We start from the raw sequence: 21,980 nt of genomic DNA on the forward strand, positions 1-21,980 counted from the left end.
ATCCAGCGTACCTTTACCGGGCGGTGCCACAGCGCGGCCGGCGCATCCGGCGGCGCGGTAGCTGGCCGGATCCCGGCACCAACTCCTCCGTGACGAGGCGGCGGATGCCGGCCAGCACCGCCGAGCGCGGTGCGGCATCGCGCAGTGTCCGGCCCTCCAACACCGCCGTGTCCAGGGCGTTCAACTCGTGCGGCAGCAGCGTCGCCTGTTCGATGCCGCCGAAGCGCCGCAGCGTCTGGCGCACCTGGCCGTGCGGGTCCAGGCCGATGGCGCTGGCCCGCACCCGGTTGATGACGACACTGAGACTGGCCGTCGGCGCGTACTCCGGCAGTGCGGCGAAGCCGCGGAGGAACCGGGACATGCCGACCGGGTCGGCCAGCCCGACGGCCACGACGTGGTCGGCCGCCGCCAGCGCGGCGACGGCGGCCGCGTTCCGCCGCGGCGCGAACAGGTCGCTGGCGATCTCCTCGTCGCGTTCCAGGCAGAAGCCGATGTCGACCACCGTGTACTCCACCCAGTCCCGGCAAGCCTCGATCGTCGCCGCGACCTTCTCGGCGCCGAGCTCCGGCCAGCGCTCCGCCCGGCCGATGCCCGTCAGCACCCAGAGGGCGCCGGGCGGCGCGGGGTAGCGCTCCGCGACCCGCTCCAGCTCGGCCCGGTTCAAACCACCGCCACCGCCGAGCCGGCAGGCGGCGGCGAAGCCGGGCGACTCGTCCAGCAGGCCGAGCACGGGCGCCACGCTGCCGCCATAGCTGTCGGCATCCGCCAGCACGACGGAGCGGCCGAGGGCGGCGATCTCGGCCGCGATGTTGACGGCCACGGTGGTGCGCCCCGGCGCCCCGGCCGGGCCCCAGACGACGATGACGGTGCCGCCCCGTCCCGCGACGGGCTGTGCCGGCCGCGGCTCAGGCGGGCCGGGGTCGCCCGCGCCGAGCTGCGCCTCGATCTCTGTCCAGGGGGCGGCCGCCCCGAGCACCTCGTGCAGGCCGATCCGCGCGGCGTGGGCGCGCTCGGCGGCGTCGGAGGCGAGCGCGATCAGCCGGATTCCGCGGCGGTCACAGGCGGCGAGCAGCTCGGCCCCGAGGGTCTGCGCGGTGGCCGAGACGAGCACGACGTCGATGCCGCCGGTCGCGGAGGCGTCCAGGGCGGCGACCACCTCGCGTGCGGTGCCGAGCCGGGCCGCAATCCGGTGCCCGTGCTCGAGGATGTCGGCCAGCAGCCTGTCCTCCGTGCGGGCGTCGAGAGCCAGCGCGAGGGTGGCCACCGCTACTCCCCCGCCTGCGCCATGCTGGCCGGGACCAGCGAGAGCGCGTCCCCGTTGGCGACCGCCTGCAGCACGGCGGCGACCTTGGCGGTCGGCAATCGCAGCTCGACCGAGCGCCCCTGCCCGCCCAGGATTCCCCCGCCGTCGATCACGCGCACCACCTCGGCGGCGGAGAGGATGACGGCCGGCGGCCCGAAGCGGCCGTGCTCGAGCTGTTCCGCCGCCCAGAGGTCGACCGGCGCCCCGGGCGCGACCGCGGCGGCGATGTCGCCGGAGAGGGCGACCACGACCCCGGTCTGACCGGCCTCCGACTGCGGGCTGAGGGCGGAGGCGGGGATCAGCTCCCCTGCGGCCACGGCACGGGTGAGCACGAGGCCCTCCTCCGGCAGCTCGCCGACCGCGAGATAGCGCTCCCCGACCGCGCCCAGACGTACAGGGGCCGCCTCCAGCTGCGCGGCGGTGATCGTCGTGCCGGCCGGGAGCATGCCGCGGGCCGCGTAGACCTCGGCGGTGTCGTCGACGCCGGCCACGATGGCAGAGACGCCGACGATCGACCCGGCGACGAGCACGATGCCGACCGCGAAGCGCGGGTCGAACCAGAACGGCCGCTTGGACCCCCGCACGCTCTCACCCTCGACCTGCCCCATGAGCGCGCCCTCCGTCCGTGACGCCCGCGAGCGCTGCCGACCGCGATGCGGCTCCCATGATCGCAAATATCCGGGTCGCCCGAAAAAGTTATCCACAGCTTGGATCTGGCCGTTCCGCGCACCGCGCGCGCGGCGATAATCGAAGCATGCCCGCTGCCGCCCCCGACGACGCCCTCGGTCGCTTCGTGACCCTGGGCGACACCGCCGAGATCCTGAAGATCAGCGTCGACGAGGCGCTGGCGCTCGTCCGCTCCGGCGAGCTGCCGGCGATCCGGGTCGGCCGGGCGGCCGACACGAGCGGCGGGGCGAGCAGGTGGCGGGTGGAGCGCACGGTGTTGGAAGCGTACATCGAGGGCAAGTACGAGGAGACCCGGCGGATGGGGCTCTGGAACCAGGCCGAGTTCGCGAACATCCCCGAGCTCTCCGGCGGCACCATCGTGCGCGCCCCGCGCACGCCGCCAGCCGCCGATGCCACCGACGAGGACTGAGCCGACCGCCCAGCCGGCCGCCCGGCCGACCGCCCGGCCGACCGCTCAGCCGGCCACCCGCAACATCATGATCTGCTCGAAGGGGACGAGCCGGTAGCCGGTGACGAGTGACTCCCGCCGCGGAGTGCCCGGCTCGTGCAGCGCCAGGTCGCAGTGGTCCCTGCCGACCCTGTCGATGGTGCCGTGCAGCAGCCAGGGCGCGCCGGACGGCCGCGGCCCGCAGTCGAGCTCGACGTGGGCGCGCCGCCGGCAGAGGTCGCGCAGCACGAAGGCCAGGCCGATCCGCTCGGCCAGGCGGGCCGGCGCGGCGGGCTGCTCGGCCAGGCTCCGGTGGATGCCGTCGGGGTCGAGCAGCACGCCGCTGACGGCCGCGAGCGGGATCACGCACTGCGTGCCCTGCCCGCCGGCCCGGCCCAGCTCACCGGCGAGCCAATCCCGCCCGAACGTGAGCGCGCGCACCGTGACGAGGGCGCCGGAGCGCAGTTCGAGCCGGAGCAGCCCGCCGCCGGCATCCGGACCATCACCGCTCAGCGCCGCCAGGCGGGAGCGCATCGTCAGCCGGCCGAGCCGCAGCCGCTCCTCCTCGGCGCGCAGCTGCTCGTCCTCTGCCGTCAGCTCCTGCTCGAGCTGGCTCTCCATGTCGTCGAACAGGCTCTCCCAGCGCATGCGCACACGCTAGCTTGTTCCGGCCCGGCCGGTCGAAAGTTATCCACAGCGCGATCTGACTCTGGACAGGAGGGAAGCGCGGGTGCTTTCATGTCAGGAGCACACCCCCTGAACGGGGGTCACCCGCGGAGGCATAATGCCCAGTGAACTGCACCGACCGGCCCACGCCGCTGCTCCAGCCGATGACGCCTTCGCCAGACAGCGGACGGGGCGCGCGGCACTGCCGGACCCGGAGCCGCTCCTGGTCAACCTGACGAGGAGCGTGCTGGAGATCCTCGCCGGCGAGCGCGACCTGGAGCAGATCGCCCGCTGGGTCACCGACGAGGTGTACGCCTCGCTGACGACCCGGGTGACCATCGCGGCCAGGGCGCGCGCCGTGAAGAAGATCCCGGTGCAACGGCAGAGCCATCACATCGCCCGGGTGATCGTCAGCGAGCCGCGCGACGGGGCGGTGGAGGCCGTCGTCATCGTGCACAGCCGGGCCCGCAGCCGGGCCGTGGCGATCCGGCTCGAGGGCCTGGATCAACGCTGGCGGGCCAGCGCGATCAGCGTCCTGTGACGACAGCTGCTGTCGCGGCAGGCTCCGTCGCGGCGGCGGCCGGGCGCGCGGCCAGCACCTTCGGGCGCAGCGCGACGAAGTAGAGCACCAGGCCGACCAGCAGCGCGATGTGGCCGAGGCCCGCGATGCCGGCGACGGCCGCGCTGTGCTCCAGGCCGAGGACGGCGAGGATGCCCTGGGCGGTCATCGCGCCGGTCGTGACGAGGATGCCGGCGGAGTAGACCCAGAAGAACCAGCCGAACAGCGGGCTCTCCGCGACGGCGAAGAGCTTCTCCAACGCCAGCAGGATCAGGAAGACGGTCATGCCGAGCGCGAGCAGGTGGGTGTGCACGAGGGCGAGCTGGGTGTCGCCGGTGAAGTCGTTGCCCTTCGTGAACTCGCGGTAGAACAACCCGGACGCGACGCCGAGCAGCATCGAGGCGAACGCGGCGTAGAACAGTCTTCTCATCAGGCAACAGCTTTCTGGGTGGTGGGGATCCGCTCAGTCTCCCAGCGGCCAGCCGGCAGCACATCCATCCAAAGACGGAATGCCCCCGCACTCGATGAGTGCGGGGGCATTCCGGGTGTCTCGTGTGTTACTTCTTGCCCTGGGCGCGACGCTCGGCACGGTTGGCCGGGGCGGCACCGCCGGTGCTCTGACCGAAGGCGCCGCGGCCGGCCGGCGCCTCGGCTGCGGCCTCTGCGGCATCCGGCTCGGTCTGGCTCGCGGCCACCTGACGGCGGGCGCGGTCGGTCGCCGCCTGCTGGATCTGGCCGCGCTGGTTGCGCACCTCGACTCCGCCGGAGTCGCTCGGTGCCGTGTAGCTGAGCTTCTCGACCGGCGCCTCGGAGCGGGAGAGCCCCTTGGCGGCGACGCGCGGCCCCGCGATCTCGCCCTGACCCTGGGTCACCTCGACCTCGAGGTTGAACAGGAAGCCGACGGTCTCCTCGCGGATCTGGCCCATCATCTGCTGGAACATGGCGTAGCCCTCGCGCTGGTACTCGACCAGCGGGTCGCGCTGCGCCATGGCGCGCAGTCCGATGCCGTCCTTGAGGTAGTCCATCTCGTAGAGGTGCTCGCGCCAGCGGCGGTCGATCACCGAGAGCACGACGCGGCGCTCGAGCTCGCGCATCGCGGGGGCGCCGAGCGACTCCTCACGCTTCTTGTAGGCCAGCTTGGCGTCGGAGAGGATCTCGCGGCGCATGAACTCGGGGTTGATTCGCCCCTTGTTGCCCGCCTCCGCGACGACCTCGTCGATGGTGAGCCCCACCGGGTAGAGGGTCTTCAGCTCGGTCCACAGGGCGTCGAAGTCCCAGTCGTCGCCGGAGCCCTCGCTGGTGTGCTGCTCGAGCACGTCGTCGATCACGCTCTCCAGGAACGCCTGCGTGCGCTCGTGCAGGTCGTCGCCCTCGAGGATGTGGCGGCGGTCGCTGTAGATGGCCTCGCGCTGGCGGTTCAGCACGTCGTCGTACTTGAGCACGTTCTTGCGGATCTCGGCGTTGCGCGCTTCCACCTGCGACTGCGCGCTGCGGATGGCGCGGCTGACGACCTTCGACTCGATGGCCATGTCGTCCGGCACGCCGGTGCGCCCCATCAGGGCCTCGGCGGCGCCGGCGTTGAACAGGCGCATCAGGTCATCGGTCAGCGAGAGGTAGAAGCGGCTCTCGCCCGGGTCGCCCTGACGGCCGGAACGACCGCGCAGCTGGTTGTCGATGCGGCGCGACTCGTGCCGCTCCGTGCCGAGCACGTAGAGGCCGCCGGCCGCGACGACCTTGCTGGCCTCCTCCTCGACGGTGGACTTGACCTTCTCGAACACCTCGTCCCAGGCCAGCTCGTATTCCTCTGGCGTCTCGACGGGGCTGAGGCCCTGCGCGTTCAGCTCGGCGACGGCGAGGAACTCGGCGTTGCCGCCGAGCATCACGTCGGTTCCACGGCCGGCCATGTTGGTGGCGACGGTGACGGAGCCGAGGCGCCCGGCCTGGGCGACGATGGCTGCCTCGCGGGCGTGGTTCTTGGCGTTCAGCACCTCGTGGCGGACGCCCTTCTTGGCGAGCAGGCGCGAGAGGTACTCGCTCTTCTCGACGGATGTCGTGCCCACCAGCACCGGCTGGCCGGCCTTGTGGCGCACCACGATGTCCTCGACCACCTGGCCGAACTTGGCCTCCTCGTTCTTGTAGACGAGGTCGGGCTGGTCGATGCGCTGCATCGGCTTGTTGGTCGGGATCGAGACGACGCCGAGCTTGTAGGTCGACATGAACTCGGCGGCCTCGGTCTCGGCGGTACCGGTCATGCCGGAGAGCTTGGAGTAGAGGCGGAAGTAGTTCTGCAGCGTGACGGTGGCCAGGGTCTGGTTCTCGGCCTTGACCGCGACGCCCTCCTTGGCCTCGATGGCCTGGTGGATGCCCTCGTTGTAGCGGCGGCCCATCAGGATGCGGCCGGTGTGCTCGTCGACGATGAGCACCTCGCCGTTCATCACGACGTAGTCCTTGTCGCGCTTGAACAGGGCGTTGGCCTTGATCGCGTTGTTCAGGAAGGAGATCAGCGGGGTGTTGGCCGACTCGTACAGGTTGTCGATGCCGAGGTAGTCCTCGACCTTCTCGATGCCGGGCTCCAGCACGCCGACGGTGCGCTTCTTCTCGTCCACCTCGAAGTCGGTGCCGGGGACGAGGCGCTTGGCCAGCTGGGCGAACTCGGTGAACCAGCGGTTCGCCTCGCCGGATGCCGGGCCGGAGATGATCAGCGGGGTGCGGGCCTCGTCGATGAGGATCGAGTCGACCTCGTCGACAATGGCGAAGTAGTGGCCGCGCTGCACCATGTCGCTGGCCTGCCAGGCCATGTTGTCGCGCAGGTAGTCGAAGCCGAACTCGTTGTTCGTGCCGTAGGTGATGTCGGAGGCGTACTGCTCACGGCGCACCTCGGGCGTCTGGCCCGCGACGATGCAGCCGGTCGTCATGCCGAGGGCGCGGAACACGCGGCCCATCAGCTCGGACTGGTAGCTGGCCAGAAAGTCGTTGACGGTGATGATGTGCACGCCGCGGCTGGTGATGGCGTTGAGGTAGGCGGCGGTCGTCGCGACCAGGGTCTTTCCCTCACCGGTCTTCATCTCGGCGATGTTGCCGAGGTGCAGGGCAGCGCCGCCCATGAGCTGCACGTCGAAGTGGCGCAGGCCGAGGGTGCGGCGGCTGGCCTCGCGCACGGCGGCGAACGCCTCCGGCAGCAGGTCGTCCAGGGACTCGCCGTTCGAGTAGCGCTCGCGCAGCTCGACGGTCTCGTGCTTGAGCTCCTCGTCGCTCAAGTGCGTGAAGTCGTCTTCAAGCGCGTTGATCGCCTTGGCGTAGTTCTCGAGGCGCTTGAGAGTGCGCCCCTCACCGACGCGAAGGACTTTTTCCAGAATTGAGGCCACGGATTGTCTCCAGTTGTCTGAGGGCTCGGGTCGTGCCGCCACGTTGTCGGACAGCGGGCGCGTCAGCGCGCGGCCGACTCCACTCGGCAACGATAGCAATCGTATCGGGCAGAACGGTGTGAATGCGCCGCCCGGACGGCACCGGGCCCCGCACCAGCGACTGGTGTGGGGCCCGGGCGACCTGCGACGGCACTCAGGCGGAGACGGCCTCCAACTCGGCGTCTCCGAGCCCGATCACGCCGTAGTCCCAGCCCTTGCGTCGGTAGACGACGCTCGGGCGGTCGGTCTCGATGTCATGGAACAGGTAGAAGTCGTGCCCGACCAGTTCCATGTTGTAGAGGGCGTCGTCGATCGACATGGGGATGGAGGCGAACAGCTTGCGCCGGATGACGACGGGCGTGTAGTCCTGCTCGTCCCCCTCGCCGCCTGCCTCGCCCACAACGGGCACGGAGCCCGTTCGCACCTGCTCCAGAACCTCGGCGTCGGCCGGCTCGATGTGCACGGCCTCGAAACCTCCCGTGCTGGCCTCGCGCAGCGAGGTCGGCCGGTGGTTGCCACGATGCACCTTGCGCCGATCCTTGGCACGGCGGACCCGCTCCAACAATCGGCCGAGTGCGACATCGAACGCGGCGTACTTGTCTGAGCCCTCGGCCTCGGCGCGGACCAGTGGTCCCTTGCCGATCAGCGTGAGCTCCACCCGGTCACTGCGCACGGAGCCGTTGGTCTGGCTCTGGCGGCTTACCTTGATCTCGAGCACCTGTGCCTTTTCGGCCAGATTTGCGACCTTCTCGGCCTTCTCTGTTGCATAGTCCCGAAAACGATCGGTGATTCCCAGGTTGCGTCCGACGATGTTAATTTCCATGACGACCTCCCAGACAGGCGTGCCGCCCGGCGTCTACTGGGCGGACCTTTCTCGCCTTTAGGCCCACCGTAGTCGCTGCCCCAGTGAAAGTCATCGCCATTTCATCCGAAGGTGCCACGAGTCTCTGCCGGAGGGTTGCGCAGGCGGGTTTCGGCCAGCACCGCGACGCCGCAGACGGTGCCGCCCGCGGCCCGCAGGGCGCGCACGGCCTCGGCCGCGGTGGCCCCCGTGGTGAGGATGTCGTCCACCAGGAGCAGGCGGCGCCCGGCCAGGGAGTCCGTGCCCCGGCGCAGCCGCAGCGCCCCGTCCAGGTTGTCGCGGCGGGCGCCGCGGCCGAGGCCGACCTGGTCGCGGTGCGAGGCGGCGTGGGCGAGCAGCGGGGCACCGCGCAGCCCGGCCGCGGCGAGCAGGCTGCCGACCGGGTGGTAGCCGCGTCGGCGCAGCGCCGCGGCATCCGATGGCACGCAGACCAGCTCGATCGGGGCGCCCGCCGGTGCCTCGGCCACGGCGGCCGCGATGGCCGCGGCGAGCGGGACGGCCAGCGGCCGGGCGGCCTCGGTGCGCCCGGCGTCCTTGAAGGCGAGCAGGGCCCGCCGCGCGGGGCCGGCGTAGTCGAGGCCGCACCACACCCGCTGGCCGAGCCGCTCCGCGGGGTGCGCGACGGATGCCGCGAGGGAGGCGGCGCAGTCGGGGCAGAGCCCCCGCTCCGGGCGGCCGCAGCCGACGCACTCGCTCGGGGCGAAGACGGCGACGGCCTCGGCGAGCGCGGTGCGCAGCGCCGCGTTCAGTGCCGAGTTCAGTGCCGAGTGCGGAGTGGGCGGCAGGGGCGGCGGCAGCGAGGCCATGGCGCCATGCTGGCCCACCGCGGCGGCGCCCGCGCGGAGCCGGCCCGGCCTGTGCACGGACCCGCCGCGCGCGGGCGCTGTGCACAACAGGCCGCGCAGAACGGGCCTAGCGCCCGAGCGAGACCCCCAGCACCCCCACGCCGTCCAGGCGCGGCTGCCAGGTCAGCCCGCGGCGCTGCAACAGCACCCCGTCGGCGGTGAGCAGCCGCAACTCCCGCGTCGCGTTGCCGCCGCTCAGGGTGGTGGCGCCGGGTGAGCCCTCGATCTCGGAGCTCGGCCCGCCCAGCTGCTGGGTCGTGATCAGCGTCTCCTCGCCCTCGCCGCGGGTCAGCGTCGCCACCGTCAGCTCGTTCACCCAGGCCGTGCCGAGCGGGGTCTCGGCCGGGACGGCGAGCTCGAGCGGAATGCCCAGTTTGAGCGGGGCGTTGCGCCCCTCGCCGTCGCGGCGCTGCACGGCGGCCGCCACCAGCCGGGTCGCGTCGCCCGCCCGGTAGAGGGCGAGCAGGCGGGTGCCGTCGCGGGAGAGGGCGATGGAGGTGATCTGGGTGGCGTCGGGCCAGCTCGTGCCGACGGCGTGCTCCGAGCCGTCCGGCGCGAACGCCAGCAGCTCCCCCGGCGCATCGGCCGGCACCGACCAGACGTAGCCGAACACGTCGACGGCGGGGGCGATCAGCCCCGCCCGCTCGTCCAACAGTCGCGCATCGCTGCCTGCGCGCGCGACGTGCACGCCGTCTGCGCTCAGCACGGCCGCCGTGTCGCCGGACTGCTGCCGGACGCCGAGGTTCACGGCCGTGGGGTTCAGCGCCGTGATCTGGGCCGACTGCTCCAGCGGCGTGATGGTGTCCCCGGTGGTGGCCAGGTAGCCGATCTGGCCGTCGCGCAGGATGAGCGCCCGCGGGTCGACATGCGGGTCGGTGATCACGGCGCCGGGCACGTCGGGGATCTGCTGCTCGATCTGATCGACGGTGATGGCGACCCCGGAGACCGCCGAGACGTTGCGCAGGCTCTCGCGCAGCTGCACCCGCATCCGACTCAGCTGCACCGCCTCGGTCTGCAGCACGCCGGGCGAGAGGTCGACGATGGCATCGCGCGCGACGATGCGCACGGAGTCCGACGCCAGCGCAGTGCCCTCCGGGAACGCGGACTGCACGGCGTCGACCAGCCAGTCGCTCGGGCCGCTGAGCAGCGCCTTGACGATGACCGTCGGCGTCGACGTGCGGCGGGGGAACCAGCGCAGGTCGGGCACCAGGTAGCTGAACGTCGGGTCAAAGAAGTAGAGCGGGTAGCTGCCGAAGACGAGCGCGAAGGTGGGCTGGTCGACGAGGATCCCCTGCGGCGCGCTGCTGATGCGCCACTGCTCGCCGACCCGGCTGAACTCGTAGCCGAGCACCTGCGTGGTGGGCTCCTCGCGCTGCACGAAGTCCCCGGTCGCGCTCACGTCGGCGAGCGCCGACACGGTGAGGGCCATGGAATCCGTGCCCTGCTGCTGCGTGCTGCGCAGGGTGCCGCTGTCGATGAGGGCGCTGGAGTCCGGGTCCCACTCGGCGGAGAACTCGGGGGTGAGGTATTCCTTGGCCACCGCGTAGCGGTCGTGCGGGCTGGCCGCGGCCTCCACGAAGCCGAGCAGGATCTCCTCCTGGGTGGCGCCGGGCTGCGGGCTGCGGGCGAGGAAGTCGAACTCGGGGCTGACCTCGTTCTCCACTCCCCGCCCGGCGTGCACGCCGCCGGAGCTCGGGATGCCGGCGCAGCCGGCCAGGGTGAGGGCGAGCAGTGCGGCGACGGCGGCGAGCCTGGATCTGTTCCTCACGAGGATCCTCCCTGTTCCGGGCGGTTGCGGCCCGCGTCGTCCGGCGGCAGCGGCAGCGGGGACTCCCCCATCGGGCGCCCGTGCACGCGCGGCAGCGTCAGCCGGAACGCCGAGCCGGCGCCCGGGGCCGACCAGACGTCGATCGTTCCGCCGTGCAGCATCGCGTCCTCGAGCGAGATCGGCAGGCCGAGGCCGGTGCCGCCGATGGTGCGTTTGCGCGAGGGGTCCGCACGCCAGAAGCGGTCGAAGACGCGGGCGGCCTCACCCTCCTTCATGCCGACGCCGTAGTCGCGCACGGTGAGGGCGACCGCGCTGGCCGTGCTGTCCACGAACAGCACGATCGGCTTGCCCTCGCTGTGCTCGATGGCATTGCCGAGCAGGTTGCTCACGATGCGGCGAATGCGGCGCGGGTCGAGCTGGGCCGGCAGGTGCCCGCCGGGAGCGACCAGGCGCAGCTCGGTGCCGTTCTGCGCGGCCAGCTCGGCCATCGACTCCATCGTCTCCTCGACGATGTGCACGAGGCTGGTCGGCTCCAAGTCGAGGGCGACGGAGCCGGCGTCGTAGCGGCTGATCTCGAGCAGGTCGGCCAGCAGCAGCTCGAAGCGCTGCACCTGGGTGTGCAGCAGCTCCGCGGTGCGCTCCGTGGCCGGCGGGAAGCTCTCGCGCTGGTCGTAGAGCACGTCCCCGGCCAGTCGGATGGTGGTCAGCGGCGTGCGCAGCTCGTGCGAGACGTCGGAGACGAATCGCTGCTGCACCTCGCTGAGGTCGGCGAGCTTCTTGATCTGCGCCTGCAGGCTGTCGGCCATGCCGTTGAACGAGCGGGCCAGCGTCGCGATGACATCCTCGCCCTTCTCCGGGATGCGCACCTCGAGCTCGCCGGCTGCCAGGCGCTCACTGGTCTCCGCCGCGACCCGGATCGGTGTCACCACGAGGCGCACGACGACCCAGGTGACCGCGCCGATCAGGAGCAGCAGGGCGATCGCGGCGACGGCGGCCGTCTGCTGCACGAAGCCGAGCGTCTGCTCGGCGTCGGCCAGGCTGTATGCGATGTAGATCTCGTAGCGGCCGGCGGTGGGCAGCACCAGCTGCGAGCCGACGACGATGCCGGGCACCGTCGCCCCCTCCGGCGTCTGCAGGCTGACCGACTGCCAGAACTGCTCGTCGGCGTTGTCGCGGACGCGCTGCTGCAGTTCCGGGGTGATCACGCCGGTGCGCAGCGTCGACGGCACGAAGTCCAGCGGGGCGATCGGGCTCGGCTCCTGGCCGGGCACCCGGAAGCCGGCGACCAGCCGGCTGGACGAGCTCGCGCTCATGGCGTTGCGGGCGCTGTTCATCACGCCGAGCATGGCGGCGCGGTCGGTGGCGTCGGAGGCGTCGACGAGCTGCTGGGCGGTGGCGACGGCGCGCGAGGAGTCGCCGAGCACCTGGTCGAGCCGCGCCTGGAACAGGTTGTTGCTGACGCTCACGGAGAGGTAGAGCCCGGTGAGCAGGATCGCCACGCTGGAGAGCCCGAGCGAGATGAGCACGGTGCGGAACTGCAGCGACTCCCGCCAGGCCCTGACCGCCCGCTGCGGCCAGCTGCGCCAGGAGCGCCAGTCAACCATGGGTCAGTTGGCGGCGCCGGCCCGGTAGCCGACCCCGCGCACCGTCATGACGATGCGGGGGTTGTCCGGGTCGTGCTCGACCTTGGCGCGCAGTCGCTGCACGTGCACGTTCACCAGCCGGGTGTCTGCCTTGTAGTGGTAGCCCCAGACCTGCTCGAGCAGCATCTCGCGGGTGAACACCTGCTGCGGCTTGGAGGCGAGCGCGAGCAGGAGGTCGAACTCGAGCGGGGTGAGGTTGATGCGCTCCTCGCCGCGGCGCACCTCGTGCCCGGCGGCATCCACCACCAGGTCGCCGACCTGCAGCGTCTCGGATGCCGCGGCGCTCGGGCGCAGGCGCGTGCGGATGCGGGCCACCAGCTCCTTGGGGTTGAACGGCTTGACCATGTAGTCGTCGGCACCGGACTCCAGGCCCTTGACCACGTCGGTGGTGTCGGACTTGGCGGTGAGCATGATCACGGGGGTGCCGGACTCGGCGCGGATCAGCGTGCACACCTCGATGCCGTCGCGGCCGGGCAGCATCAGGTCGAGCAGCACCAGGTCGGGCTTGTTCTGCCGGAAGGCGTCCAGCGCGAGCGCGCCATCGGCGCAGAAGCTGGGCTCGAAGCCCTCGCTGCGCAAGACGATGCCAATCATCTCCGCCAGTGCGGTGTCGTCATCGACGACCAAAATCCGTGCGCTCATGCATCCATTCCCGCTGGGGCCGCGCACATATTCATGCAGCGGCATGCTTTGGGACAACAGTAGTGCAGTCCGGGCCTCCAAGGGCCGGGATGTGGCAGCATGGGCGGTATGACCGACGAGCAGAGCTGGCAGTCGCCCTCGGAGCAGGGCCAGCCCGGCCGCGCAGTGCCGGGGCAGCCGCCGTACGGGCAGGCGCCCCCAGGCCAGCCGCCGTACGGCCAGGCGCCCTACGGGCAGGCCCCGTACGGGCAGGCACCCTACGGGCAGGCCCCGTACGGCCAGGCACCCTACGGCCAGGCGCCCTACGGCCAGGCGCCAGGCTGGACCCCGCCGCCCAAGCCCGGGCTCATCCCGCTGCGCCCGCTCGGCTTCGGCACGCTGCTCGGCGCCCCGTTCCAGGTGCTCCGCCGCAACCCGAAGGCCACCTTCGGCAGCGCGCTGCTCGTGCAGGCCCTCTCGGTGCTCGTCTCCCTGCTCGTGCTCGGCCCCGTGACCTTCATCGCCATTGACCGGATGGAGCGGGCGAGCGCCGCGGAGTCGGATGCCGTCGCCGCCGGCGCCGTGACGGCGATCATCCTCGCCGCGCTCATCCCCGTGCTGCTGACCGTGCTGGCATCCGCGGTGCTGCAGGGCGTCATCGTGCTGGAGGTGGCCCGCGCGACGCTCGGCGAGAAGCTCACCCTGTTCGCCCTGTGGAAGACCGCGCTGCGCCGGATCTGGCCGCTGCTCGGCTGGGTGCTGCTGCTCGCCGCCGGGTACGTCGTCATCATCGCCGCCGCCGTCGGCATCGTGGTGCTGCTGGCCGTGCAGGGAGCGCCGCTGCTCGGCCTGACGATCGCCGTCGGCGTGCTGCTCGGGCTCGGCGTCGTGGTGCTGCTGGCCTGGCTGACCGTGAAGACCTCCCTCACCCCCTGCCTGATCATGCTCGAGCGGCTCGGCGTCGGCACCGCCGTCGCCCGCTCCTGGTCGCTGACCCGCGGCTACTTCTGGAAGACGCTCGGCGTGCAGTTCCTGGTCGGCTTCATCGTCAACTTGGCTTCCCAGATCGTGACGACCCCGGTCTCGCTGCTCTACGGCTTCGCGGCCACCGTCATCGACCCCAACAACGTGCTCGGCACGATCGGCCCGGCCGCCGCCTCCTACCTGCTGCTCATGCTCGTCACCCTCATCATCACCTCGATCGCCGTTGTCGCGCAGTCGGCGGCGGTGGCGCTGATCTACATCGACCTCCGCATGCGCAAGGAGGGGCTCGACCTCGAGCTGTTGCGCTTCGTCGAGGCCCGCGAGCTCGGCGAGCAGGGCGTCGCCGACCCGTACCTGGTTCCGCACGCCGCGCAGACCGCCGCATGATCGGAACCCACGCGCTGTCGGCGATCGCCGCGTCCATCCCCGTCGACCCGGACGCCCCCGAGGCACACCGGCTGCTGCTGGAGGAGCTGGCCAAGCCGGAGTACCGGGCCGCGGAGCCCAACTGGTTCGACCGGGCCTCGCAGGCGTTCTTTGACTGGTTGGGCAGCCTGTTCGCCGGCGCGGACGGCGCGGGCAGCGGCTGGCTGCCGCTGGTGGCGGTCATCCTCGTCGTGGCCGCCGTCGTCGTCGCCCTGCTGGTCTGGGGCGTCCCGCGGCTGAACCGGCGCTCCGCGCCGAGCGAGCTGTTCGGGCAGCGCGAGACCCGCAGCGCGGAGCAGATGCGCGCCGCCGCCCGCGCCGCCGCGGCCGGGCAGGACTGGCCGCTCGCCATCGCCGAGCAGTTCCGCGCACTGGCCGCCGACCTGGCCGAGCGCACCATCGTCACACTGAGCCCGGGCACCACCGCCACCGACTTCGCCGCGGCAGCCGGCCGCGCGCTGCCGGAAGAGGGCCGCGCGCTGGCCGATGCAGCCCGCGCCTTCGACGAGGTCCGTTATCTGGGCCACCCGGGCAGCGAGGCCGACTACCGCGCCGTGCAGGCCCTGGACGAGCGCGTCCGGGCGTCCAGGCCCGCCCTGCCGGAGCCGGCGGTGCTCGCGTGATCGACACCGCAGCCCGGCCCGCAGCGGCCCCGGCGCTCGACCCTGCACGAGACCCCGCACTCGACCCCGCCCTCGCCCCGGCCGTCACTCCGACGTTGCGCGCCAGCGGCCGGAAGGCGGCGTTCTGGCTGGCCGCCGCGGCCGGAGCCCTCGTCGTCGCCGTGATCGCACTCCTGCTGAACGGCGCAGCCATCGCCGGCGGTCCGGCCCTCGGCCGCGCCAACCCCGCACCCGTCGGCGCGAAGGCGGTGGCCGAGGTGCTCGCAGCACAGGGCGTCGACGTCGTCACCGCCGACAGCCTGGACGCCGCCCTCGCGGCGACGGCCGCCGCGGCGGGACGCGCCACGCTGCTCGTCTACGACGAGAACGCCCTCCTCGACTCTGAGCAGATCGCCCGCCTGCAGGATGCCGCCGCCCACACCGTCGTCGTCGACCCCGGCTTCGCCCTGCTGCAGGGCCTCGCCCCCGAAATCGGCTTCGGCGGCGTCAGCGCCGCCGACCAGGCCATCGAGGCCGGCGCCTCCTGCTCGAGCGCGGCGGGCGAGCGGGCGGGCAGCGTGGCCGCCCTGCCCGGGGCCGGCCTGAAGACGCTGCGGATTCCCGCCGACGCCGCCGGCTACGCCGGCTGCTTCACCGACGGTGCCGGGGCCTCCGTGCTGGTGCAGGGCGGCGGTCAGGACGCTCGGTTGAGCTTCCTCGCCGACCCAGCGATCCTCGCCAACGAGTCGATCACGGCCGCCGGAAATGCGGCGCTCGCGCTCGGCCTGCTCGGTGAGGCGCCGACCCTGGTCTGGTATCTCCCGACCCTCGCCGACGTCGCCGCCGGAGCCCCGCCGAGCATGGCCGAGCTCAGCCCCGGCTGGGTGACCCCGGTGATGGTCTTGCTCGTGCTCACCGGCGTCGCAGCCGCCGTCGCCTACGGCCGGCGCTTCGGCCCGCTCGTGCTGGAGCGCCTGCCCGTCACCGTCCGCGCCAGCGAGACGATGGAGGGCCGGTCCCGGCTCTACGCCCGCAGCTCCGCCCGGCTCCGCGCCGTCGACGCGCTGCGCCTGGCCGCGATCGGGCGCATCGCCGGCCGGCTCGGCCTGGCCCGCACCGCCTCCCTCGACGAGGTGGTGGCGGCCGCCTCCGCCGCGACGGGCCTCCCACTCCACGCCGTGCGCTCCGTGCTCGTGGACGAGCAGCCCCAGAACGACTCGGCGATGCTGGCGCTCTCTGACCGGCTCGCCGGGCTCGAGGGTGCCGTCATCCGCGGCACGACACCGCCGACTTCGACCCCTCCGACAGAGAGAATGGACCCATGACAGACATCGCTGCCGACACCCTGAACGCGCCGACGCGCGCCGCAGAGCTCCGCCAGTCACTCGCCCAGGTGCGCGCGGAGGTGGGCAAGGCCGTCGTCGGCCAGGATGCCGCCGTCACCGGTCTCATCATCGCCCTGCTCGCCCGCGGCCACGTGCTGCTGGAGGGCGTCCCCGGCGTGGCCAAGACGCTGCTCGTGCGCAGCCTGAGCGCGGCGCTGGACCTGCAGACCCGGCGCGTGCAGTTCACCCCCGACCTGATGCCCGGCGACGTCACCGGCTCGATCGTCTACGACGTCAAGGCCGGCGACTTCGAGTTCCGCGCCGGGCCCGTGTTCACCAACATCCTGCTCGCCGACGAGATCAACCGCACCCCGCCGAAGACGCAGTCGGCGCTGCTGGAGGCCATGGAGGAGCGCCAGGTCTCGGTCGACGGGATCTCCCGGCCGCTGCCGGAGCCGTTCATCGTGGCGGCCACGCAGAACCCCGTCGAGTACGAGGGCACCTACTCGCTGCCGGAGGCGCAGCTGGACCGCTTCCTGCTCAAGCTCGTGCTGGACCTGCCGGAACGCGACACCGAGATCGAGGTGTTGCGCCGGCACGCGGCCGGCTTCGACCCGCGCGATCTGGCCGGCGCCGGGGTGCGCCCGGTGCTGGACGCGGGGCGGCTGGCCGAGGCCCAGGCGTCCGCGGCATCCGTCGGCGTCAGCGCCGACGTGCTCGCCTACGTCGTGGACCTCGCCCGCGCCACCCGCACCAGCCCCTCGGTCAAGCTCGGGGTCAGCCCGCGCGGCACGACGGCGCTGCTCGCCTCCGCGAAGGCGTGGGCCTGGCTGAGCGGCTACGACTCGATCACCCCCGACCACGTGCAGGCGATGCTGCTGCCGGTCTGGCGGCACCGGGTGCAGCTGCGGCCGGAGGCCGAGTTGGAGGGAGTGTCCGTCGACGCGATCCTGCGCTCCATCGTCTCCCAGGTGCAGGTGCCGATCTAACGATGGCCATCACCCCGCGCTTCGTTCTGCTCCTCGCCCTCGGCGTGGTGCCCATCGTGGCGCTCGGCGGCGACTCACTGGCGGATGCAGCGACCGTGCTCGGCGTGTGGCTGGCGTTCGTGCTGGTGCTGGCGGCGCTCGACCTGGTGCTGGCTGCCTCGCCGCGGCTGCTCTCCGCCGAGCGGGTCGTGCCGGCCCGGCTGCGGCTCGGCGAGAGCGCGGAGGTGCAGCTGTTCCTCGGCAACCGGGGCACCCGGGCGCTCCGCGGCGTCGTGCGCGACGCCTGGCAGCCCTCGGCCGGGGCCGACACGAACCGGCAGAGGATCACTCTGCCGGCCGGCGAGCGCCGCCGCGTCAGCACCCGGCTCACGCCGACGCGGCGCGGGGAGCGCCGGGTGGAGCAGATCACGATCCGCTCGCTCGGCCCGCTCGGCCTGGCCGCGCGCCAGGCGACGCTCGAGGCGCCCGGCCGGCTGCGCGTGCTGCCGCCGTTCCACTCCCGCAAGCACCTGCCGTCGCGGCTGGCCCGGCTGCGCGAGCTGGACGGCCGCACCGCGGTCATGCTGCGCGGCCAGGGCACCGAGTTCGACAGCCTGCGCGAGTACGTGCGCGGCGACGACGTGCGCTCCATCGATTGGCGGGCGACGGCCCGGCGCAGCAGCCCGAGCCTGGCGCCCTCGCTCATGGTGCGCACCTGGCGGCCGGAGCGCGACCGCAGGGTGGTCATCGTCATCGACAGCGGCCGCACCTCCGCCGCCCGCATCGCCGACGAGCCGCGCCTGGACACGGCCTTCGAGAGCGCGCTGCTGCTGGCCGCCCTCGCCAGCCACGCCGGCGACCGGGTCGACCTGCTGGCCTACGACCGGCTGGTGCGCGGCCGCGTGCAGGGGGCGTCCGGCCCGGAGCTGCTCAGCCGGATGGTCGACGCGATGGCGGGAATCGAGCCGGAGCTGATCGAGATGGACTGGACGGCGGTGCCGTCGCTGGTGCGCGGGGTGACCAGCAGGCACGCCCTCGTGGTGCTGCTCACGTCGATCGAGGCGCCCGGGGCGGCGAGCGGCCTGCTCGCCGTGCTGCCGGAGCTCAGCAAGCGGCACACGGTGGTGGTGGCGTCCGTCACCGACCCCGCCCTGCAGCAGGCGGCATCCGCCCGCGGCAGCCGGAACGAGATCTACTGGGCGGCGGCGGCCGAGCAGGCGCTGCTCGACGTCGAGCGGGTCTCCGCGGCAATCCGGCAGAGCGGCGCAGAGGTCGTCACGGCCGCGCCCGCCGCGCTGCCGCCGGCCCTCGCCGACCGCTACATTGCGTTGAAGGCGGCCGGCCGGCTGTAGCCGCCAGAGCGCTCCGGTTAGTGGGCGGCGATCGTGCGCGCGCCGGCCGCGTGCTCGTCGAGGTCGCCGGTCTCGCCCGCCCGGTACGCCCGGCCACCGACGTAGAGCATGTAGAACAGGAACGCGCCGAGGGCGAGGGCGCCGATGCCGATCTTCACCGGCCACGGCCAGGGGGCCGGGGTGACGAAGCCCTCGATGATGCCGGAGACGAACAGCGCGATGGCCAGGCCGATCACGACGGTGAACATGGCGCGGCCCTCCGCGGCGAGCGCCTGCCCGCGGCTGCGGGCGCCCGGGGCGATCCAGGCCCAGAAGATGCGCATGCCGGCGGCCGCGGCGACAAAGACGCTGGTCAGCTCGAGCAGGCCGTGCGGGGCGATGTAGAGCAGCATTGTGTCGCCCTCCCCGTGCGCGAACATGACGGCCGCCGTCACGCCAAGGTTCTGCGCGTTGCCGAAGATCACGGCGGGCACGTACACGCCGAGCACGCCGAAGGCGATGCACTGCGCCGCGATCCAGGCGTTGTTGGTCCAGACCTGGCCGGCGAAGGAAGCGGCCGGGTTGACCGAGTAGTAGTCGACGAAGTCCTCGTCGGCGAGCTGCTGCAGCTGCTCGGCCGAGCCGAAGTTCGCCAGCACCCGGGGGTCGCCGAGGGCCCAGAGCGCGTACAGCGTCGCGATGACGGCGGTCGCGAGCGCGAAGACGAGGGTGAGCCAGCGCAGCCGGTAGAGGGCGGCAGGCAGTTGCACGAGGAAGAAGCGCGGCAGCTGGGAGAGCAGGTTGTCGCCGGTGCCCGTGAAGCGGAGCCGGGCCCGGGACAGGCTCACCGAGAGGGCGTCGCCCTGCACCGTCGACCCGGCCGTCGTCTTCAGCTGCGAGAGCTGCGCGGCGCCGGCCTGGTAGAGCTCGACGAGCTCGTCCGCCTCCGCCCCACTCAGCCTGCGCTTCCTCGCGAGGGCGTCAAGGCGCTCCCAGCGCTCGCGGTGGGCTGCGGAGTAGGCGTCGAGATCCATCTGATTGAATACTAACCATGGCCATGCCCAGCGAACCGCACGCCGCGATATTCCGCGCCGCGGACGCGCCTGGTTCCGATCCCCGGCACGAGCCAGGCTCGGTGTTCACCGGTGAAGCCGTCGCCCTCGATGTGCGCCCGGCCAGCGTGCTGCTGCGCGCCGGTGGCGCCATGATCGACGCCATCGTCTACCTTGGCGCCCTCGCCGGGTTGGCCTGGCTCGTCGCGGCCGCCGTCGGCGATGGCCTGGACCAGTCGCTCTCCGCCGCGCTCACCATCATCGGCCTCGTCACCGCGCTCGTGATCGCGCCGACGGTCGTCGAGACGGCCAGCGGCGGGCGCTCCCTCGGCAAGCTCGCCATCGGCGCCCGCGTCGTGCGCGACGACGGCGGCGCGATCGCGCTGCGGCACGCCTTCATCCGCGCCCTCACCGGTGTGCTCGAGATCTACATGACGCTCGGCGGCCTCGCCGTCATCGTCGGCATGCTGAACCCGGACGGCAAGCGCCTCGGCGACCTGCTGGCCGGCACGCACGCGCAGATGGAGCGGGTGCCCGGCTACAGCGCCCCCACCTACGGCGTGCCGGTGCCACTGCAGGCGTGGGCGCAGGTCGCCGACGTCGCGACGCTGCCCGATCGGCTGCAGCGGCGCATCGCGCAGTTCCTGACGCAGGCCCCCCAGCTCTCGCCCGCGGCCAGGGCGCGTCTGGCCGGGCAGCTGGCCCAGGAGGCGGCCCGCTACGTCTCGCCGCTGCCGCAGGTGGAGCCGGAGCTGTTCTTGGCCGGGGTGGCCGCCATCCGCCGGCAGCGCGACGCCGCGGCCCTGGAGCTCACCGCCGCCCGGTTGGAGCGTCTCTCCCCCGTGCTGCACGGCCGCCCGCACGGCTTCCCCGAGCGCTGAGCCCCTGAGGCCGCCGCCGCAAGCGGCGCCTTCCGCGCCACTTTGTCGGGCTCCGCGCCAGCTGAGCGGGCGCGGATCCCGACGAAGTGGCGCGGAGCGCAGGGCGGGCAGCGGCGGATGCCGGGCGGCGGATGCCGGCCCGGCTAGTAGCGGTAGTGGTCGACCTTGTACGGGCCGTCGACGGGGACGCCGATGTAGGCGGCCTGCTCCGGGGAGAGCGTGGTCAGCCGCACGCCGAGGGCGTCCAGGTGCAGCCGGGCGACCTTCTCGTCGAGGTGCTTCGGCAGCACGTAGACGCCGATCGGGTAGCGCTCCGGGTAGCACCACAGCTCGATCTGGGCGAGCACCTGGTTGGTGAAGGAGTTGCTCATCACGAAGGAGGGGTGCCCGGTCGCGTTGCCGAGGTTCATCAGCCGGCCCTCGCTGAGCACGAGCACGCTGCGGCCGGTGGGCAGGCGCCACTCGTGCACCTGCGGCTTGATCTGCACCCGCTCGGCGCCCGGCAGCGACTCCAGCGCGGCCATGTCGATCTCGTTGTCGAAGTGGCCGACGTTGGAGACGATGGCCAGATGCTTCATCGCCAGGATGTGGTCGAGGGTGATCACGTTGAAGTTGCCGGTGCAGGTGACGAAGATGTCCACATCGCCGACGACGTCCTCGAGCTGCGCGACCTGGTAGCCGTCCATCGCCGCCTGCAGCGCGCAGATCGGGTCGACCTCGCTGACGATGACGCGGGCGCCCTGGCCGCGCAGCGCCTCCGCCGCGCCCTTGCCGACGTCGCCGTAGCCGACGACGAAGGCGACCTTGCCGCCCATCAGCACGTCGGTGGCGCGGTTCAGGCCATCCGGCAGCGAGTGCCGGATGCCGTACTTGTTGTCGAACTTCGACTTGGTGACCGAGTCGTTGACGTTGATGGCGGGGAACAGCAGGCCGCCGCCCGCCGCGAGCTCGTAGAGGCGGTGCACGCCCGTCGTGGTCTCCTCCGTCACGCCCTTGATCTCCGCGGCAATGCGGGTCCAGCGGTCGGTGGAGAGGTCGAGCGAGCGGCGCAGGGTGTCCAGCACCACGCGGTACTCGGCGCTGTCGGCGTCCGTCGTCGCCGGCACGGCCCCGGCCAGCTCGAACTCGCGGCCGCGGTGCACGAGCAGGGTGGCGTCGCCGCCGTCGTCCAGGATCATGTTCGGGCCGGACCAGCCCTCGCCGGCCGCGGCGGCCTCCGCGCTCCAGTCGAAGATGCGCTCGGTGCACCACCAGTAGTCCTCGAGTGTCTCGCCCTTCCATGCGAACACGGGGATGCCGGCCGGCTCGTCGACGGTGCCGCTGGGGCCGACGGCGATCGCGGCCGCGGCCTCGTCCTGGGTGGAGAAGATGTTGCAGCTGGCCCAGCGCACCTGTGCGCCGAGGGCGGTGAGGGTCTCGATCAGCACGGCCGTCTGCACGGTCATGTGCAGGCTGCCGGCGATGCGGGCGCCGGCCAGCGGCTGGGAGGCGCCGAATTCCGCGCGCAGCGCCATCAGCCCGGGCATCTCGTTCTCGGCGAGGCGCAGCTGGTGTCGGCCGGCCTCCGCGAGGGCGAGATCGGCGACCTTGAACGGCAGGGCTGTGGAGGAGGCGGCAGTCATGGCG

General features: G+C 72.5%; 20 protein-coding genes. 8 read left to right on the plus strand and 12 right to left on the minus strand.

Annotated elements, in window-relative coordinates; all coding sequences use genetic code 11:
• Nucleotides 1–13 precede the first annotated feature (13 nt).
• A complete protein-coding gene (locus GY24_RS02270; protein ID WP_104474182.1) occupies nt 14–1,264 on the minus strand; it encodes an AAA family ATPase in 1,251 nt (416 codons plus the stop codon).
• A gap of 2 nt (nt 1,265–1,266) precedes the next feature.
• Nucleotides 1,267–1,911: an SAF domain-containing protein gene (locus GY24_RS02275; protein ID WP_104474183.1), complete on the minus strand. Its 645-nt coding sequence runs from the start codon at nt 1,909–1,911 to the stop codon at nt 1,267–1,269.
• 146 nt (nt 1,912–2,057) lie between these two features.
• Here GY24_RS02275 and GY24_RS02280 point away from each other — a divergent pair, with 146 nt between their 5' ends.
• The gene (locus tag GY24_RS02280; protein WP_104474184.1) at nt 2,058–2,399 is read left to right on the plus strand and encodes a helix-turn-helix domain-containing protein; all 342 of its coding nucleotides are present in this window, start codon (nt 2,058–2,060) and stop codon (nt 2,397–2,399) included.
• A gap of 45 nt (nt 2,400–2,444) precedes the next feature.
• Here GY24_RS02280 and GY24_RS02285 read toward each other — a convergent pair whose 3' ends face one another.
• Nucleotides 2,445–3,065, minus strand: coding sequence for a hypothetical protein (locus GY24_RS02285; RefSeq protein ID WP_104474232.1), 621 nt, complete (start codon nt 3,063–3,065; stop codon nt 2,445–2,447).
• Between the two features lie 136 nt (nt 3,066–3,201).
• Here GY24_RS02285 and GY24_RS02290 point away from each other — a divergent pair, with 136 nt between their 5' ends.
• Nucleotides 3,202–3,624, plus strand: a complete 423-nt coding sequence (locus GY24_RS02290; protein ID WP_133161087.1) for an Rv3235 family protein — start codon at nt 3,202–3,204, stop codon at nt 3,622–3,624.
• Here the strand turns inward: GY24_RS02290 and GY24_RS02295 are convergent.
• The 7 genes from GY24_RS02295 to mtrA all read right to left on the minus strand — a co-directional run bounded on the left by GY24_RS02295 (nt 3,611) and on the right by mtrA (nt 12,806).
• A complete protein-coding gene (locus tag GY24_RS02295; RefSeq protein WP_104474186.1) occupies nt 3,611–4,072 on the minus strand; it encodes a DUF2871 domain-containing protein in 462 nt (153 codons plus the stop codon). The genes GY24_RS02290 and GY24_RS02295 overlap by 14 nt on opposite strands.
• A 127-nt stretch (nt 4,073–4,199) precedes the next feature.
• The gene (gene secA / locus GY24_RS02300; protein WP_104474187.1) at nt 4,200–7,007 is read right to left on the minus strand and encodes a preprotein translocase subunit SecA; all 2,808 of its coding nucleotides are present in this window, start codon (nt 7,005–7,007) and stop codon (nt 4,200–4,202) included.
• Between the two features lie 193 nt (nt 7,008–7,200).
• The gene (gene hpf, locus GY24_RS02305; RefSeq protein WP_104474188.1) at nt 7,201–7,869 is read right to left on the minus strand and encodes a ribosome hibernation-promoting factor, HPF/YfiA family; all 669 of its coding nucleotides are present in this window, start codon (nt 7,867–7,869) and stop codon (nt 7,201–7,203) included.
• Between the two features lie 101 nt (nt 7,870–7,970).
• The gene (locus tag GY24_RS02310; protein WP_104474189.1) at nt 7,971–8,714 is read right to left on the minus strand and encodes a ComF family protein; all 744 of its coding nucleotides are present in this window, start codon (nt 8,712–8,714) and stop codon (nt 7,971–7,973) included.
• Nucleotides 8,715–8,820: 106 nt separating this feature from the next.
• Nucleotides 8,821–10,521: an LpqB family beta-propeller domain-containing protein gene (locus GY24_RS02315; RefSeq protein WP_104474190.1), complete on the minus strand. Its 1,701-nt coding sequence runs from the start codon at nt 10,519–10,521 to the stop codon at nt 8,821–8,823.
• On the minus strand, nt 10,518–12,125 hold the full coding sequence (gene mtrB, locus GY24_RS02320) for an MtrAB system histidine kinase MtrB (RefSeq protein WP_104474191.1): 1,608 nt from the start codon (nt 12,123–12,125) through the stop codon (nt 10,518–10,520). The genes GY24_RS02315 and mtrB overlap by 4 nt, the downstream gene beginning before the upstream one ends.
• A gap of 3 nt (nt 12,126–12,128) precedes the next feature.
• Nucleotides 12,129–12,806 (minus strand): MtrAB system response regulator MtrA, encoded by a 678-nt coding sequence (gene mtrA / locus GY24_RS02325; protein WP_083363252.1) that lies wholly within the window; start codon nt 12,804–12,806, stop codon nt 12,129–12,131.
• A gap of 108 nt (nt 12,807–12,914) precedes the next feature.
• Here mtrA and GY24_RS02330 point away from each other — a divergent pair, with 108 nt between their 5' ends.
• The 5 genes from GY24_RS02330 to GY24_RS02350 are packed head-to-tail and all read left to right on the plus strand — an operon-like array spanning nt 12,915 to nt 18,442.
• Complete coding sequence (locus GY24_RS02330; protein WP_104474192.1) at nt 12,915–14,156, plus strand: hypothetical protein; 1,242 nt, start codon at nt 12,915–12,917, stop codon at nt 14,154–14,156.
• Nucleotides 14,153–14,818, plus strand: a complete 666-nt coding sequence (locus tag GY24_RS02335) for a DUF4129 domain-containing protein (protein ID WP_104474193.1) — start codon at nt 14,153–14,155, stop codon at nt 14,816–14,818. The genes GY24_RS02330 and GY24_RS02335 overlap by 4 nt, the downstream gene beginning before the upstream one ends.
• The gene (locus tag GY24_RS02340) at nt 14,815–16,122 is read left to right on the plus strand and encodes a DUF4350 domain-containing protein (RefSeq protein WP_233279151.1); all 1,308 of its coding nucleotides are present in this window, start codon (nt 14,815–14,817) and stop codon (nt 16,120–16,122) included. Before GY24_RS02335 ends, GY24_RS02340 begins: the two co-directional genes overlap by 4 nt.
• Nucleotides 16,119–17,111 carry an AAA family ATPase gene (locus GY24_RS02345; RefSeq protein WP_104474194.1) on the plus strand — a complete coding sequence of 331 codons (993 nt, stop codon included), beginning with the start codon at nt 16,119–16,121 and terminating at the stop codon, nt 17,109–17,111. The genes GY24_RS02340 and GY24_RS02345 overlap by 4 nt, the downstream gene beginning before the upstream one ends.
• 2 nt (nt 17,112–17,113) lie before the next feature.
• Nucleotides 17,114–18,442, plus strand: a complete 1,329-nt coding sequence (locus tag GY24_RS02350; protein WP_104474195.1) for a DUF58 domain-containing protein — start codon at nt 17,114–17,116, stop codon at nt 18,440–18,442.
• A 17-nt stretch (nt 18,443–18,459) separates the two neighbouring features.
• Here GY24_RS02350 and GY24_RS02355 read toward each other — a convergent pair whose 3' ends face one another.
• Complete coding sequence (locus tag GY24_RS02355) at nt 18,460–19,455, minus strand: stage II sporulation protein M (protein ID WP_104474196.1); 996 nt, start codon at nt 19,453–19,455, stop codon at nt 18,460–18,462.
• Nucleotides 19,456–19,472: 17 nt separating this feature from the next.
• Here GY24_RS02355 and GY24_RS02360 point away from each other — a divergent pair, with 17 nt between their 5' ends.
• Nucleotides 19,473–20,354 (plus strand): RDD family protein, encoded by an 882-nt coding sequence (locus GY24_RS02360; RefSeq protein WP_233279152.1) that lies wholly within the window; start codon nt 19,473–19,475, stop codon nt 20,352–20,354.
• A 143-nt stretch (nt 20,355–20,497) separates the two neighbouring features.
• Here GY24_RS02360 and ahcY read toward each other — a convergent pair whose 3' ends face one another.
• On the minus strand, nt 20,498–21,976 hold the full coding sequence (ahcY, locus tag GY24_RS02365; RefSeq protein ID WP_104474197.1) for an adenosylhomocysteinase: 1,479 nt from the start codon (nt 21,974–21,976) through the stop codon (nt 20,498–20,500).
• Between the last annotated feature and the right edge of the window lie 4 nt (nt 21,977–21,980).

This window comes from Microterricola pindariensis, assembly GCF_002936985.1.
GTDB classification, from domain to species: domain Bacteria; phylum Actinomycetota; class Actinomycetes; order Actinomycetales; family Microbacteriaceae; genus Microterricola; species Microterricola pindariensis.

What these genes read in the sequence shown, in the direction of transcription:
- GY24_RS02275 (WP_104474183.1), bottom strand. Translation starts at nt 1,911, where the DNA reads ATGGGGCAGGTCGAGGGTGAGAGCGTGCGGGGGTCCAAGCGGCCGTTC.
- GY24_RS02280 (WP_104474184.1), top strand. Translation starts at nt 2,058, where the DNA reads ATGCCCGCTGCCGCCCCCGACGACGCCCTCGGTCGCTTCGTGACCCTG.
- GY24_RS02285 (WP_104474232.1), bottom strand. Translation starts at nt 3,065, where the DNA reads ATGCGCTGGGAGAGCCTGTTCGACGACATGGAGAGCCAGCTCGAGCAG.
- GY24_RS02290 (WP_133161087.1), top strand. Translation starts at nt 3,202, where the DNA reads ATGCCCAGTGAACTGCACCGACCGGCCCACGCCGCTGCTCCAGCCGAT.
- GY24_RS02295 (WP_104474186.1), bottom strand. Translation starts at nt 4,072, where the DNA reads ATGAGAAGACTGTTCTACGCCGCGTTCGCCTCGATGCTGCTCGGCGTC.
- hpf (WP_104474188.1), bottom strand. Translation starts at nt 7,869, where the DNA reads ATGGAAATTAACATCGTCGGACGCAACCTGGGAATCACCGATCGTTTT.
- GY24_RS02310 (WP_104474189.1), bottom strand. Translation starts at nt 8,714, where the DNA reads ATGGCCTCGCTGCCGCCGCCCCTGCCGCCCACTCCGCACTCGGCACTG.
- mtrB (WP_104474191.1), bottom strand. Translation starts at nt 12,125, where the DNA reads ATGGTTGACTGGCGCTCCTGGCGCAGCTGGCCGCAGCGGGCGGTCAGG.
- mtrA (WP_083363252.1), bottom strand. Translation starts at nt 12,806, where the DNA reads ATGAGCGCACGGATTTTGGTCGTCGATGACGACACCGCACTGGCGGAG.
- GY24_RS02330 (WP_104474192.1), top strand. Translation starts at nt 12,915, where the DNA reads ATGACCGACGAGCAGAGCTGGCAGTCGCCCTCGGAGCAGGGCCAGCCC.
- GY24_RS02335 (WP_104474193.1), top strand. Translation starts at nt 14,153, where the DNA reads ATGATCGGAACCCACGCGCTGTCGGCGATCGCCGCGTCCATCCCCGTC.
- GY24_RS02345 (WP_104474194.1), top strand. Translation starts at nt 16,119, where the DNA reads ATGACAGACATCGCTGCCGACACCCTGAACGCGCCGACGCGCGCCGCA.
- GY24_RS02350 (WP_104474195.1), top strand. Translation starts at nt 17,114, where the DNA reads ATGGCCATCACCCCGCGCTTCGTTCTGCTCCTCGCCCTCGGCGTGGTG.
- GY24_RS02355 (WP_104474196.1), bottom strand. Translation starts at nt 19,455, where the DNA reads ATGGATCTCGACGCCTACTCCGCAGCCCACCGCGAGCGCTGGGAGCGC.
- GY24_RS02360 (WP_233279152.1), top strand. Translation starts at nt 19,473, where the DNA reads ATGGCCATGCCCAGCGAACCGCACGCCGCGATATTCCGCGCCGCGGAC.
- ahcY (WP_104474197.1), bottom strand. Translation starts at nt 21,976, where the DNA reads ATGACTGCCGCCTCCTCCACAGCCCTGCCGTTCAAGGTCGCCGATCTC.